A 13,958-nucleotide genomic window follows, 5' to 3' on the forward strand; every position below is an offset into this window, starting at 1 on the left:
GCGGGCCCGGCGCTGGCTATGCTGGGCGAGTTGGCTGCATTGCCGCTGCCCGGCGGCATCCCTGCCCTTGGCGGGCGGCGCCAATCTACGCTAGGTTCGCCCGGGCCGATCCGCAGGAGGAGTGGCGATGCGCAAGTGGCAATGCGTGATCTGTGGCTTCATCTACGACGAGGCCCTCGGCCTGCCCGAGGAGGGCATCGCCCCCGGTACGCGCTGGGAAGACATTCCCGCCGACTGGATCTGCCCCGATTGCGGTGCGAGCAAGATCGACTTCGAGATGATCGAAATCGCCTGAGTCGCGCCCATCCCTGAATTTTTCCGCACCGGCGCTTGGGCGCCGGCGCGGTCCCGTTCGATCTGGAGAACCCAATGAGCGAGAACGCACCGCTGGTGATCATCGGCACCGGCCTGGCCGGCTACAACCTGGCGCGCGAGTGGCGCAAGCTAGACGGCGAAACGCCGCTGCTGCTGATCACTGCGGACGACGGCCGCTCCTACTCCAAGCCGATGCTTTCCACGGGCTTCTCCAAGGACAAGGACGCCGACGGCCTGGCGATGGCCGAGCCGGGCGCCATGGCTGAGCAGCTCAAGGCGCGCATCCTCACCCATACCCGCGTCACCGGCATCGACCCGGGGCACAAGCGCATCTGGACCGGCGAAGAGCAGGTCGAGTACCGCGACCTGGTGCTGGCCTGGGGCGCCGAGACCATCCGCGTGCCGGTGCAGGGCGATGCCCTGGAACGCATTTTCCCGATCAACGACCTGGAGGATTACGCGCGCTTCCGTGCCGCCGCCGCCGGCAAGAGCCGCGTGCTGCTGCTGGGCGCCGGGCTGATCGGCTGCGAGTTCGCCAACGACCTGTCCAGCGGCGGCTACCAGATCGACGTAGTGGCGCCTTGCGAGCAGGTGATGCCTGGCTTGCTGCATCCGGCCGCCGCTGCTGCTGTGCAGGCCGGTCTGGAAGGCCTGGGCGTGAAGTTCCACCTCGGCCCGGTGCTGAATCGCTTGGAGCAAGTCGGCGACGCGCTGCTGGCGCATCTCTCCGACGGCAGCGAAATTCCTTGCGACCTGGTGGTCTCCGCCGTGGGCCTGCGCCCGCGAATCGACCTGGCCGCCGGGGCGGGGCTGGAGGTCAATCGCGGCGTTGTTGTGAACCGCGAACTGCGCACTTCGCACGCCAACATCTACGCGCTGGGTGACTGCGCTGAAGTGGATGGCCTCAACCTGCTCTACGTGATGCCGCTGATGGCCTGCGCCCGCGCGCTGGCGCAAACCCTGGCGGGCAAGCCGACGGCAGTTTCCTACGGCCCTATGCCGGTCACTGTGAAGACCCCGGTGTGCCCGCTGGTGGTCTCGCCGCCGCCGCGCGGCAGCGACGGCGAATGGCAGGTGGAAGGCTCTGGCGCGGACCTCAAGGTACTTTGCCGGGATGCCGCCGGTCGCTTGCTCGGCTATGCCCTGACGGGCGCAGCAGTCAACGAAAAGCTCTCGCTGAACAAGGAGTTGCCGGCGCTGATGGCGTAAAAGTCTTCAGCTATGGCGATTTCCTCGTGGGAAAGAGCCCGAAAATTGTCGGACGATACTGGCGTACCAGCTTGCGGCGTGCCATCCTCCCCCCGGTCTGCCGCAGCCTAGAGCCTGTAGGGCCTGGGTCGCGGTGCCTTTGGCGCTGTTGGGAAGACAGCACGGACAAAAAAACAATAAACCGTCAAAGAGGCATTTATGCGTAAACCAGAACTCGCCGCGGCGATCGCCGAAAAGGCCGACCTCACCAAAGAACAAGCCAACAAGGTGCTGAACGCATTGCTGGATGAGATCACCGGTGCGCTCAACCGCAAGGACAGCGTCACCCTCGTTGGTTTCGGTACCTTCATCCAGCGCCATCGTGGCGCCCGCACTGGCAAGAACCCGCAGACTGGCCAGCCGGTCAAGATCAAGGCCAGCAACACCGTCGCCTTCAAGCCGGGCAAGGCCCTGAAGGACGCAGTCAACTGATGTTCCCGGTCCGGAGCCGCACCGGCTCCGGACCACCCTCCGCAGTTACATTTTCCCGTCAAAAGTGCGGATGTAGTCCTTCTTCGAAGTCGCTACAATGTGCAGCCTTATGTCTCGAACTCCGAGGTCTGTGCATGAAATTCCGTCTTCTTCTCTGGCTGCTCGGGCGTCTCATGGCGAAGGCCGGGCGCGATAATCCGGCATTCCAGAAGCAACTCGAAGGCAAGGACCTGGTGTTCCAGCTGCATAGCCTGGACGGCAAGGTCGCGCGTCACTTCCTGGTCCGCGACCAGCGTGTCAGCGCCCGCCGTGGCACCCACCCGGCGCCGGCATTCGCCATTGGCTTTCGCGACAGCGCCTACGGCTACGCCACCCTCACCTCGAAGAATCCGCAGCTGGCCTTCATGCAGGGCATCCAGGACAAGTCGATCCAGATCCAGGGCAACCCGGCGCTGGTGATCTGGTTCCAGGGCCTGGTGAAGTACCTGAAGCCGAAGAAGGCGAAGAAGCCGGAGAAGGAAGCGGCCTGACGCTTTCGCGCTAGAAACGAAAACGCCGTGCCTCGATTCGGGGCACGGCGTTTTTGTTTGTCGGCGCGATCAGTGCTGGGGGTTCATCTGCGAGGCCAGCTCACGCAGCACGGCCTCGGCGTCGAGCACCTTGCGCACGGCGTCCACGGCTTTCTCGCGGGGAATGTCCAGGCGGTCCAGCAGGCTCTGCGGGATCGGCCCTTGGGGGCCGGCGCCGATGCCGTTCTGGCGCAGCAGGCGGGTGGCCAGGCAGATCAGGTTGGCGTAGGACGCATTGGGCCCGGCGTATTCGGGGTCGTGCTGGAAGCGCAGCGCGGTGTAGATCTCTTCCGGCATGTCCCAGGTGCGCATCAGCCAGGCGCCGATCTGCTCGCGGGTGATGCCCAGCAGGTGCTGCTCGATGAGGTCGTGCTGCACGTGCGGGTTGACCTCCAGGTGCCGGCAGAGCAGCGAGAAGTGCGGCGGGAAGATATGCGCCAGGACCAGGTAGCCCATGCTATGCAGCAGGCCGCCGAGGTAGGTCAGGCCGGCTTCCGGGCGCTCGGCGCGAGGAATGGCGCGGGTCAGGCCCTCGATCACCGCGGCGGTGTAGATCGCCTGTTGCCAATAGGGCGTGGCGTGCTGCGGATGGTCCTTCGGCAGGCTAAGGGTCTTGCCCAGGGCGAGGCCCAGGGCGAGGTTGATCACCAGGTCGAAGCCCAGCACGCGGACGATGGCGTCTTCCACCGAGCGAATCTTGCCCGGCGCGGCGTAGTAGGGCGAAGCGGCCCAGCTGACCACCTGGGCGGCCAGCGCCGGGTCGGTCTCGACCACGCCGGTGATGTCGTCGACGGTGGCGTTGGGGTCGACGCGCAGCTTGATGATCTTCTGCGCGGTTTCCGGCAGCGGCGGGATCTCGATGGTTTCTTCCAGGCGCTGCTGGATGCGTCGGGCGGTGAAGGCTTGCACCGCCTGGGTGATTTCCGCGCGGTCGTCGTCGGGACGGTCGAGGTTCGGCCGGATCTGTTCCAGCGGTACGCCGAAGCGCGCGGCGCTGGCCTTTTCCAGCAGCTGGCGGAAGTCTCCGGTAGCGATTTCCAGCAGGGTGCCGGGGTTGCCCGACTCGATCAGCAGGTGCGGCTCCTGCAGCAGGCGCTCGTCATACAGGCAGGGCGAGCTGGTCAGCGGCGGCAGCGCCGGCAGGCGGCTGAGCTGGTGCTTGCCGAGCATGCGCTCCAAGCGCTCCGGCTTGATCGCCAGCAGCTTGCGGCCGGTCAGTTCGGTGAGGCGGTTGAGGTCCAGCAGCTGGCTCTGCGGGAAGAGCACGAGCAGCGAGCCCACGGCGTCTTCCAGCAGGCTCGCCTGGACTCTCCGCGAGGCCGGCAGGTTGGCCGTGTCGGGACGCTCCCGGCAGGGCACGCCCAGGCGCGAGAGCAACTGGAGGATGACCGAGGGTGCGGGGAGTGCTTCGGCGAGTGCGGCTTCGCTCATTTTCGTTGTGATCCGGTTATCAACTGCTGGCTGGAGTATACCCAGCGGTTATTCGTAACAGAGCAGATACCCGACCGATGAAGGCGAAATACTTCACACTTGGCCGTATTGCTGCCCATGTCGTAACCAGCGCGACAATAGCGGGCTGACGTGCTCCGGCCAGTGTTCCAGCAGTGCCTGGGCGGCATCGCGCACTGCCGGCAGCAGGTCGGCGTCGCGCATCAGGTCGGCGACCTTGAACTGTAGCAGGCCGGTTTGCCGTGTCCCGAGCATCTCGCCGGGGCCGCGCAACTCCAGATCGCGCTCGGCGATGACGAAGCCGTCGCAGGTCTCGCGCATGATCGCCAGGCGTTCGCGACCGATCTGCGACAGCGGCGGATGGTAGAGCAGCACGCAATGGCTCGCGGCGCTGCCACGGCCGACCCGGCCGCGTAGCTGGTGCAGCTGGGCCAGGCCCAGGCGCTCGGGGTTCTCGATGATCATCAGGCTGGCGTTGGGCACGTCGACGCCGACCTCGATCACGGTGGTCGCCACCAGCAGTTGCAGCATGCCCTCCTTGAAGGCCTCCATGATCGTGGCCTTGTCCGCCGGCTTCATGCGGCCGTGGATCAGCCCGACACGCAATTCGCCCAGGGCGGAGGCTAGTTCCTCGTAGGTGGTCTCCGCCGCCTGGCAGGTGAGCTCTTCGGATTCCTCGATCAGGGTGCAGACCCAATAGGCCTGGCGGCCTTCGCGGCAAGCGGCGCGGACCCGTTCGATCACCTCGAAGCGGCGGCTGTCGGCCACCAGCACGGTGTTCACCGGCGTGCGGCCGGGCGGCAGCTCGTCGAGGATCGAGGTGTCCAGGTCGGCATAGGCGCTCATCGCCAGCGTCCGCGGAATGGGAGTGGCGGTCATGATCAGCTGGTGCGGGCAGAGGCGGCCGTCGACCCCCTTCTGGCGCAGCGCCAGGCGCTGCTGCACGCCGAAGCGGTGCTGTTCGTCGATGATCGCCAGGGCCAGGCGGGCGAACTTCACCTCGTCCTGGAACAGCGCGTGGGTGCCGACCACCATGGGCGCGCCGGCGGCGATGCGCTCCAGGGCGGCGGCGCGCGCCTTGCCCTTGAGCTTGCCGGCCAGCCAGGCGACCTCGATGCCCAATGGCTGCAGCCACTTGCTGAAGTTGAGGAAGTGCTGCTCGGCGAGGATTTCCGTGGGCGCCATCAGCGCCACCTGGTAGCCAGCCTCGATGGCCTGCAGCGCGGCGAGGGCTGCGACTACCGTCTTGCCGGCGCCGACGTCACCCTGCACCAGGCGCAGCATGGGCTCGGACTGCGCCAGGTCGTAGGCGATCTCCGCGCCCACGCGCTGTTGCGCGCCGGTGGGGGCGAAGCCCAGGTTCTTCAGGTACTGCCGCGGCAGACGCGTCGCCGGCGGCAGCGCGGGGGCAGCCTGCGAACGAACCTGCTCGCGCAGGCGCTGCAGTGACAGTTGGTGGGTCAGCAGTTCCTCGAATGCGAGGCGGTGCTGCGCCCAGTGGCGGCCTTCGGCGAGTTCTTCGAGATCGGCGTCCGGCGGCGGTCGGTGCAGGTAGCGGATCGCCTCGTCGAGCGGACCCAGGCGATAGTCGCGGGCCAGCTCGGCCGGCAGCCAGTCAGGCAGACTGTTCGGCCCCAGGCGCGCCAGGGTCTGTTCGCTGAGCTGGCGCAGGCGCTGCTGGGTGAGGCCTTCGGTAGTCGGGTAGATCGGCGTCAGCGTCTGTTCCACCGGAATAGGTTCGTCGCCATTCAGCGCGCGGTATTCCGGGTGGTAGATCTCCAGGCCCGAGGCGCCTGGGCGGGCCTCGCCGTAGCAGCGCAGGTGGGTGCCACGCTTGAGGCCTTCCTTCTGCGCCTGGCTGAAGTGGTAGAAGCGCAGGCTGAGGGTGCCGGTGCCGTCCTGCAGGCGCACCAGCAGGCTGCGGCGCTTGCCCATGACCACGTCGGCGCCGGACACCACGCCCTCGACCACTGCGTCCTGCCCCGGGCGCAGCGCGCCAATCGGCGTGACGCGGGTGCGGTCCTGGTAGCGCAGCGGCAGGTGGAAGAGGATGTCCTGCAGGTTCTCCAGGCCAACCTTCGCCAGTTTTTCTTCCAGCGCGGCGCCGACGCCCTTGAGCGCCGTAACCGGGACGTTCGCCAGCTCGGTCATGCCGGCTGGGCTTCGCCCTTGGCGACCGGCTGGGCGACCGAGCAGAGGCGAATCGAGTCGGCCAGCACCTCGATGGCGCGGGGCCGCGGGAAGCTGGCGCGCCAGGCGATGGCCACGGTGCGGAAGGGCACGGGGGCGGTGAACGGACGAATCTCGATCACGCCCGGCGCGTAGTGGTGGCTGTCCACCGCGGAGAACGGCAGCACCGAAACGCCGAGGCCGGAAGCGACCATGTGGCGGATGGTCTCCAGCGAGCTGGATTCGACCGTGGTGTGGCGGTTCTCGTCGCCCTTGCGGGTGGTCGGGCAGGCTTCCAGCACCTGGTCGCGGAAGCAGTGACCCTCGCCGAGTAGCAGCAGGCTCTTGTCGTTGAGCATCTCGGCGTCGATGGTCTTGCGCTCGGTCCACGGGTGCTTGGCCGGCATCAGCACGTAGAAGGGCTCGTCGAACAGCGGCAGGGTGAGGACGTCGGCCTCCTGGAACGGCAGGGCGATGATGATGGCGTCCAGCTCGCCGGTGCGCAGCTTGTCGCGGAGGATGTGGGTGAAGTTCTCCTCGATGTACAGCGGCATCTGCGGCGCGACCCGGTGCAGCTGCGGGATCAGGTGCGGGAACAGGTACGGGCCGATGGTGTAGATGGCGCCGACTTTCAGCGGCGAGGTCAGCTGGTTCTTGCCGGCCTGGGCCAGTTCACGGATGCCCTGGGCCTGCTCCAGCACCTTCTGCGCCTGCGCGACTATGCCCTCGCCGACCGGGGTCAGGCGCACCGCGCTCTTGCTGCGCTCGAAGATCAGCACGCCAAGCTCGTCCTCGAGCTTCTTCACGCCGACCGACAGGGTCGGCTGGCTGACGTGGCAGCGCTCGGCAGCGCGGCCGAAGTGCTGCTCCTGGGCAAGCGTGACGATATAGCGCAGTTCGGTGAGGGTCATATCGGCTATTCCGTTGAGTTGGGGCCAAGCATAGCGGCTGCGCCGTTGCGAACCAACCGCGCTACACTCGCAGCCCTTGTGCAGTGGAGGTCGGCATGTCGAGGAAGGTGATGATCGTGGGCTGCGGCGATGTCGGCAGCCGTCTGGGCCGCCAACTGGTCGCCGGTGGCTGGGAGGTGCATGGCCTGCGCCGCGATACCTCAGCGTTGCCCGCCGGCATCCTGCCGGTGCCCGGCGACCTGGGCGCGAGCGCCTGCCCGCCGGCGTGGCCGCAGGGTGAGCTGGACTATGTGGTCTTCAGCGCCGCCGCCAGCCAGCACGACGAAGCAGGCTATCGCGCCACCTATATCGAGGGCCTGCGGCATTGCCTGGGCTGGCTCGAACAGCGTGGGCAGCGGCCGAAGCGCCTGCTGTTCGTCTCCAGCAGCGGCGTCTATGCGCAGAAGGACGGCGAGTGGGTGGACGAGGATTCGCCCGCCGAAGCCGAATCCTATTCCGGGCGCGTCATCCGCGAGGCTGAGCAGGTCGCCCTCGCGAGCGGTATTCCGGCGAGCGTGGTGCGCCTTACCGGCATCTACGGCCCGGGCCGCGAGTACCTTTTGCGCCAGGTGCGCGAGGGTTATCGCGTGGCCGTCGAGCCGCCGCTTTATGCAAACCGCATCCACGCCGAGGACGCCGCCGGCCTGCTGGCCTACCTGTTGCGCGCCGACGCTGACGGCAAGGTGCTGGATAACTGCTACCTCGGTGTCGATGACGCGCCGGCGCCGCTCGCCGACGTGGTGGACTACCTGCGCGGGCTCATGGGCGTCGAGCACTGGGCGGCGGAGCAGAGCGTGCGCCGCGCCGGCAGCAAGCGCTGCAGCAACGCCCGCGCCCGCGCGCTGGGCTGGGTGCCGCGCTACCCGAGCTATCGCGAGGGCTATGCGGCCATTCTCGCCGGGCGCGACGACTGATGGACGCCAACCGGCTGCTGGCGCGTTCCTGGCTGCCGGGCGTGGAGCTGTTCCACGCGGACTTCTCCGGGCAGCCGTTCGGCCGTCACAGTCACGATGCTTTCGCCATCGGCGCGATTCTCCACGGAGCCGGCGGCTACCAGTGCAGGGGCGCGCGCCATGTGCTGCCTGCCGGCACGCTGTCGTTGATGAATCCCGGGGAGCCGCACACCGGCAATGCCGAGAGCGAGCGGCTGGTCTATCGGATGCTGTACATCGAGGAGTCGCGGCTGCTGCCGCTGCTTGGCCGCAAGCAGCTGCCGCGTGGTTTCCAGGCACTCAATCCAGCCGATGACGGCCAGGTCGCCCAGGCATTGGCGCGGGTGGCCGGTGAGTTCGAGCGCAACGACGCGCTGGCGCTGGAGAGTGAGTTGCTGGCGCTGCTGGAGCTGGTCTTCGTCCGTCATGGCGGAATGCGCGAAGCGGCTGCGGCGAGCCGCGACGGTGGTGCCACGGCATTGCTGCGCGACTACCTGGAAACGCACTTCAGTGAAGCGGTGAGCCTGGAGCAGTTGGCCGCGCTGGTGGACCGTCATCCACGCCACCTGATCGAGACCTTCCGTCGCGCCTACGGCGTGCCACCGCATACCTATCTGCTGCAGCGTCGGGTGCGCGAGGCGAAGCGGCGCCTGGTGGAAGGTGCTATGCCCATCGACGTTGCCTTGGAATTGGGTTTCTACGACCAGGCGCACTTCTCGACGACCTTCCGCCGCTTTACCGGCGTCACGCCCGGTCGCTTCCGCAGCGCCACGCGCACCTGAGTTTCTTCCAAGACCGCTGCGCACCCTGCCTTCCAGACTGGCCTCCCTTGTTCCGGGAAGATCGCCATGTTCGCCGCCTTTGCGCTGGTCGCCAGCACTCACTTTGCCGCCCTGCTGTCGCCGGGGCCGGATTTCTTCCTGCTGATCCGTGCCGCGCTGGTTCGCGGCCGGCGCCACGCTGACGGTTGTGCCAGCGGCATCGCCGTGGCCAATCTGGCGAGCATGGGGCTGGTGCTGTTCATCCTTGGATTGCTGCCGGATATGGCGCGGCAAGGCTTGCGCCTGGTGCAGCTGTTGGGCGGGGCTTACTTCGTCTGGTTGGGCGTTCAGGCTGTGCTGGCGCGCCGCGAGCTGGAGATTCCCGTCGAATCAGGGACGTTGGCGCGGGGTGGGTTCTTCCAGGGGCTGCGTGAAGGCTTTCTGGCCAGCAGCCTCAATCCCAAGCTGCCGATCTTCTACAGCGGGCTGTTCGGCTTGCTCGGGCCATTCCATCTGCCGGGCTGGGCGCTGGCGCTGTGCGTGCTGTGGATGGGCGCGGTGGTGCTGTTCTGGGACCTGGCGCTGGTGCGCCTCCTCGACCAACAACGCTGGTGCGGCTGGCTGCAGCGGCGGGTGAGGGCGCTGGATCGCCTGTGTGGCGGGCTGTTGCTGGGGCTGGGGGGCTGGTTGTTGCTGCTGGGCTTGCGCTGAAGGCGCCGCCGGACGTGGGCGGCGCCTGCTCGATCAGTCGCGCTTGAGCAGCCAGACGCGCTGGCCGGGCTGGTACTCGGGCATCTCGTCGGCCTGGGCGCGGTTCACCGCTTCGAAGAGCTCGATCTGGTCGTCTTCGCGCTGGAACAGGTATTCGCGGCCCTGGCGGCCTTGTTGCAGCCAGATGCTGTCGTTGTTGCCGGTCATGGCCGCGCAGTCGCCGGCCAGGCACAGCGCGTAGCGATCGGCGTTGGGCATGCCTTCGATGCGGCCGTCGGGCTGGAAGCTGACCTTGCTGCCCTGGCCCTGGCCTTCCGCGATCACCCAGGTGCCCTTTAGGAAGCTGCCGTAGAGCGCGCGTTCGAAGGTTGCCCCGAGGGGTGTCTGTGCCGTGGGCTGTTGCTCGGGGCGGACGAAGCGCTGCTCCGGCCAGTTGTCGCCGCCGACCTGGATCAGCTGCTTGCCGTCCAGCTGCAGGGCTTCCTGTTTGCTGCCGTAGAAGGCTACCTGCCAGCGCTTCTTGTCGGACGGGTCCTGGCTCAGTTGGCCGTCGCCCTTCTCGAAACCGTTGCTGTAGCTGGCCTGGTGGTTCTTGCTGTCGAGCTGCCATTCCAGATTCGGTCCGTACGCCAGCAGCGCTTCGCGCAGCTTGCCGCTCTTGCTGGCGGCGTCGATGGCTGTCTGGTTGATCCAGGTGCCGGACGGGTCGGATGGGGTGCCGGCGCAGCCGGTCAGCAGGCCAAGCAGGGCGCTCAGGACGAGGGCGCGACGCATGCGGGAGTGCTCCTTGCGGACTAACACGGGAAAAGCGAACGGGGCCGCGAGGGCCCCGTTCGGCAGGTCAGGCTTATTCGAGGACGACGATGGCGTCCATCTCGACCTGGGCGCCCTTGGGCAGGGCGGCCACGCCGATGGCGGCGCGCGCCGGGTAGGGCTGGGTGAAGTACTTGCCCATGATCTCGTTGACCTTGGCGAAGTGCGACAGGTCGGTGAGGAAGATGTTCAGCTTGGCGACGTCGTGCAGGTAGCCGCCGGAAGCCTCGATCACTGCCTTGAGGTTCTCGAACACCTGGACGACCTGCTCCTCGAAGCCCTCGACCAGTTCCATGGTCTGCGGGTTCAGCGGGATCTGGCCGGAGACGTAGACGGTGTTGCCAGCCTTGATCGCCTGGGAGTAGGTGCCGATGGCCGCCGGGGCCTTGTCGGTGTGGATTACGGTCTTGGTCATGTCGACTCCTTCGAGGGGTGGGATCAGCTGCGCACGCGGGTGATGCGTACGACACCCTTGAGGGCGCGCAGCTTCTTGATGACGCGGGCCAGGTGCACACGGTCATGCACGCTGACGACCAACTGGACAACGCTGATGCGACCGTCGCGCTCGTCCATGCTGATCTTCTCGATATTGCCGTCGGCGGCGGTGACGCTGGTCGCCAGCAGGGCGATCAGGCCGCGCTGGTGTTCCAGCTCGACGCGCAACTCGACGTTGAATTCGCCGGTGACATCCTTGGCCCAGCTGAGCTGGATGCATTTTTCCGGGTTGTGTCGGATATCGAGGATGTTCTTGCAGCTTTCCAGGTGCACCACCATGCCCTTGCCGGCGGACAGGTGGCCGACGATCGGATCTCCCGGGATCGGCGTGCAGCACTTGGCGTAGCTCAGCACCAGGCCCTCGGTACCGCGGATCGCCAGCGGCCCTTCGGCGCTCGGCGCGCTGCTGACGCCTTCGCCCTCGCTGGAGAGCAGGCGGCGCGCGACCACGTACGCCATGCGGTTGCCCAGGCCGATCTCTTCGAGCAGGTCCTCGAAGACTTCCATGCGGTACTCGGCGAGTACCGCCTGGATGCGCTCCTGCGGAATCTTCTCCAGGTGGCTGTCGAAGCCGGCCAGGGTCTTGTTCAGCAGGCGTTCGCCCAGGCTGATGGACTCCGAGCGGCGTTGCAGCTTGAGCGCATGGCGGATGTGCGTACGTGCCTTGCCGGTGACCACGAAGCTGAGCCAGACCGGGTTCGGCCGGGTGCCCGGCGCGGTGACGATCTCCACCGTCTGGCCGCTCTGCAGCGGTTCGGACAGCGGCGCCAGGCGGCGGTTGATGCGGCAGGCGATGCAGCTGTTGCCGACGTCGGTATGCACCGCGTAGGCGAAGTCGACGGCCGTGGAGCCCTTGGGCAGCTCCATGATGCGGCCCTTGGGCGTGAAGACGTAGACCTCGTCCGGGAACAGGTCGATCTTCACGTTCTCGATGAATTCGAGGGAGTTGCCGGCACGTTGCTGCAACTCGAGGATACCCTTGACCCACTGGCGGGCGCGGGCATGAGTGCCTTTCTGCGCCTCTTCCTCGCTGGACTTGTACAGCCAGTGCGCGGCGATGCCGTGGTTGGCCATCTCTTCCATCTCGCGGGTGCGGATCTGGATCTCGATGGGCACGCCGTGCATGCCGAACAGCGTGGTGTGCAGCGACTGGTAGCCGTTGGCCTTGGGAATCGCGATGTAGTCCTTGAAGCGCCCGGGGAACGGCTTGTACAGGTTGTGTACGGCGCCGAGCACGCGGTAGCAGGTGTCTACCTTGTCGACGATGATGCGGAAGGCATAGACGTCCATGATTTCGTTGAACGCCCGGCGCTTGCCGCGCATCTTCTTGTAGATGCTGAACAGGTGCTTCTCGCGGCCCAGGACCTGGCCTTCCATGCCCTCGCGGGCGAGGCAGTTGACCAGCGATTCCTGGATCTTGCCGACGATCTCGCGACGGTTGCCGCGAGCTTTCTTCACCGCCTGGCGGATGCGCTCGGAGCGCATCGGGTGCATGGCCTTGAATCCCAGGTCCTCGAACTCAACGCGCATGCTGTGCATGCCCAGCCGGTTGGCGATGGGCGCGTAGATTTCCAGGGTTTCCTTGGCGATGCGCCGGCGCTTCTCGCCGGACAGCACTTCCAGGGTGCGCATGTTGTGCAGGCGGTCGGCCAGCTTGACCAGGATCACGCGGATGTCGCGCGCCATGGCCATGGCCATCTTCTGGAAGTTCTCGGCTTGCGCCTCGGCCTTGGACTCGAAGTTCATCTGGGTCAGCTTGCTGACCCCGTCCACCAGCTCGGAGACGGTTTCGCCGAACTGCGCGGTGAGCGCTTCCTTGGCGATGCCGGTGTCCTCGATCACGTCATGCAGCATCGCGGCCATCAGGCTCTGATGGTCCATGTGCATGTCGGCGAGGATATTGGCTACGGCGAGCGGATGGGTGACGTACGGCTCACCGCTGCGGCGGCGCTGGCCGTCGTGGGCCTGCTCGGCGTAGTAGTAGGCACGGCGGACCAGGTTGACCTGGTCCGGGCCGAGGTAGCTCGAAAGCCGGTCGGCGAAGGCATCTATGCTCGGCAAGGGAGCACCCCCTGCCGAGTGGACGGCTGCGGTCGTCGGCCGGACATCGACTTACAGGGCCTCGTTGTTGGCCTCGTCCTCGAAGGCAGCGAACAGCGGCTCTTCTTCAACCACGTCCTCCTGCTGAACGATTTCAGCATCGACCAGGCCCGAAGCGATCTCGCGCAGGGCGACCACGGTGGGCTTGTCGTTTTCCCAGGCTACCTTCGGCTCTTTGCCGCCGGTGGCCAGTTGGCGAGCGCGCTTGGTGGCGAGCATGACCAGCTCGAAACGGTTATCGACGTTGTCCAGGCAGTCTTCGACGGTGACGCGGGCCATGGTGTTCCTCGTTGCGGAAAATTGAACCCGGATGCCCGGGCGGACTGGATAGTCTAAAAAATCGCCAATCTTTATGGAAGAGCCGTTTGTTATGCCGACGGCGCCAGCAATTCGCTCAGCAGCTCCGCGTGGCGCTTCTGCTGGGCGTCCTGGCGCAGCTGGCGGGCGCGGAAGATCGCCTTGAGGTCTTCCAGAGCATGGGCGAAGTCGTCGTTGATCACCAGGTGATCGTATTCGACGTAATGGCTCATTTCGCTGACAGCTTCGCGCATTCGCCGCTCGATCACCTCGTCGCTGTCCTGGCCTCGGTTGGTCAGGCGCTGGCGCAGGGCCTGCTGGCTGGGCGGCAGTATGAAGATCGACTGCGCGTGCGGCATCAGCCGGCGGACCTGCTGGGCGCCTTGCCAGTCGATCTCGAGGATCAGGTCCAGGCCTTCGGTGAGGGTCTTCTCGATCCAGCGCTGGGAGGTGCCGTAGAGATTGCCGAACACTTCGGCGTGCTCGAGGAACTCGTCGCGCTCGAGCATGGCGGCGAAGGTGTCGCGGCCGACGAAGTGGTAGTTCACCCCGTCCACCTCGCCCGGACGCATGCCGCGGGTGGTGTGGGAGACCGAGACGCGCACGCTGGGCATGGCTTCGAGCAGGGACTTCACCAGGCTGGTCTTGCCGGCGCCGGAGGGAGCGGAAACGATGTAGAGGGTGCCGGACATGGCGCAATTCCTGGGTATTCGGGGG

The 13,958-nt window shown here is 66.6% G+C and carries 15 protein-coding genes; 7 read left to right on the forward strand and 8 right to left on the reverse strand.

Annotated features, from left to right (window positions below):
- Positions 1–127 precede the first annotated feature (127 nt).
- The 4 genes from ACA097_RS13365 to ACA097_RS13380 all read left to right on the forward strand — a co-directional run bounded on the left by ACA097_RS13365 (position 128) and on the right by ACA097_RS13380 (position 2,525).
- The gene (locus ACA097_RS13365; RefSeq protein WP_043256505.1) at positions 128–295 is read left to right on the forward strand and encodes a rubredoxin; all 168 of its coding nucleotides are present in this window, start codon (positions 128–130) and stop codon (positions 293–295) included.
- Positions 296–369: 74 nt separating this feature from the next.
- A complete protein-coding gene (locus ACA097_RS13370) occupies positions 370–1,524 on the forward strand; it encodes an NAD(P)/FAD-dependent oxidoreductase (RefSeq protein WP_371370381.1) in 1,155 nt (384 codons plus the stop codon).
- A gap of 198 nt (positions 1,525–1,722) precedes the next feature.
- Entirely contained in the window at positions 1,723–1,995 is a 273-nt protein-coding gene (locus ACA097_RS13375) for an HU family DNA-binding protein (protein WP_009614168.1), read from the forward strand.
- Between the two features lie 134 nt (positions 1,996–2,129).
- Positions 2,130–2,525 carry a hypothetical protein gene (locus tag ACA097_RS13380; protein WP_043256502.1) on the forward strand — a complete coding sequence of 132 codons (396 nt, stop codon included), beginning with the start codon at positions 2,130–2,132 and terminating at the stop codon, positions 2,523–2,525.
- A 69-nt stretch (positions 2,526–2,594) separates the two neighbouring features.
- Here ACA097_RS13380 and ACA097_RS13385 read toward each other — a convergent pair whose 3' ends face one another.
- The 3 genes from ACA097_RS13385 to ACA097_RS13395 form a co-directional block, all read right to left on the reverse strand.
- On the reverse strand, positions 2,595–3,995 hold the full coding sequence (locus tag ACA097_RS13385; RefSeq protein WP_160288786.1) for an aminoacyl-tRNA deacylase and HDOD domain-containing protein: 1,401 nt from the start codon (positions 3,993–3,995) through the stop codon (positions 2,595–2,597).
- A gap of 93 nt (positions 3,996–4,088) precedes the next feature.
- Entirely contained in the window at positions 4,089–6,164 is a 2,076-nt protein-coding gene (recG, locus tag ACA097_RS13390) for an ATP-dependent DNA helicase RecG (RefSeq protein WP_043256500.1), read from the reverse strand.
- Positions 6,161–7,093, reverse strand: coding sequence for a hydrogen peroxide-inducible genes activator (locus tag ACA097_RS13395; protein ID WP_043256498.1), 933 nt, complete (start codon positions 7,091–7,093; stop codon positions 6,161–6,163). The genes recG and ACA097_RS13395 overlap by 4 nt, the downstream gene beginning before the upstream one ends.
- Positions 7,094–7,188: 95 nt before the next feature.
- Here ACA097_RS13395 and ACA097_RS13400 point away from each other — a divergent pair, with 95 nt between their 5' ends.
- The 3 genes from ACA097_RS13400 (at position 7,189) to ACA097_RS13410 (ending at position 9,536) form a co-directional block, all read left to right on the forward strand.
- Positions 7,189–8,046, forward strand: coding sequence for an NAD-dependent epimerase/dehydratase family protein (locus ACA097_RS13400; RefSeq protein WP_371370382.1), 858 nt, complete (start codon positions 7,189–7,191; stop codon positions 8,044–8,046).
- Positions 8,046–8,846 (forward strand): AraC family transcriptional regulator, encoded by an 801-nt coding sequence (locus ACA097_RS13405; RefSeq protein ID WP_371370383.1) that lies wholly within the window; start codon positions 8,046–8,048, stop codon positions 8,844–8,846. The genes ACA097_RS13400 and ACA097_RS13405 overlap by 1 nt, the downstream gene beginning before the upstream one ends.
- 66 nt (positions 8,847–8,912) lie before the next feature.
- Entirely contained in the window at positions 8,913–9,536 is a 624-nt protein-coding gene (locus ACA097_RS13410; protein ID WP_371370384.1) for a LysE family translocator, read from the forward strand.
- A 33-nt stretch (positions 9,537–9,569) separates the two neighbouring features.
- On the opposite strand, the gene ACA097_RS13415 is transcribed toward ACA097_RS13410, so the two are convergent.
- The 5 genes from ACA097_RS13415 to gmk all read right to left on the reverse strand — a co-directional run bounded on the left by ACA097_RS13415 (position 9,570) and on the right by gmk (position 13,933).
- Positions 9,570–10,310, reverse strand: coding sequence for a hypothetical protein (locus ACA097_RS13415; protein WP_043256492.1), 741 nt, complete (start codon positions 10,308–10,310; stop codon positions 9,570–9,572).
- A 73-nt stretch (positions 10,311–10,383) separates the two neighbouring features.
- On the reverse strand, positions 10,384–10,764 hold the full coding sequence (locus tag ACA097_RS13420; RefSeq protein WP_043256486.1) for a RidA family protein: 381 nt from the start codon (positions 10,762–10,764) through the stop codon (positions 10,384–10,386).
- A 23-nt stretch (positions 10,765–10,787) separates the two neighbouring features.
- Complete coding sequence (gene spoT, locus ACA097_RS13425) at positions 10,788–12,905, reverse strand: bifunctional GTP diphosphokinase/guanosine-3',5'-bis pyrophosphate 3'-pyrophosphohydrolase (protein WP_160288782.1); 2,118 nt, start codon at positions 12,903–12,905, stop codon at positions 10,788–10,790.
- 51 nt (positions 12,906–12,956) lie between these two features.
- Positions 12,957–13,223, reverse strand: coding sequence for a DNA-directed RNA polymerase subunit omega (gene rpoZ, locus ACA097_RS13430; protein WP_043256481.1), 267 nt, complete (start codon positions 13,221–13,223; stop codon positions 12,957–12,959).
- Between the two features lie 89 nt (positions 13,224–13,312).
- Positions 13,313–13,933: a guanylate kinase gene (gene gmk / locus ACA097_RS13435; RefSeq protein ID WP_371370385.1), complete on the reverse strand. Its 621-nt coding sequence runs from the start codon at positions 13,931–13,933 to the stop codon at positions 13,313–13,315.
- Positions 13,934–13,958: the final 25 nt, after the last annotated feature.

The organism is Pseudomonas sp. QL9, from assembly GCF_041409665.1.
GTDB classification, from domain to species: Bacteria; Pseudomonadota; Gammaproteobacteria; order Pseudomonadales; family Pseudomonadaceae; genus Pseudomonas; species Pseudomonas knackmussii.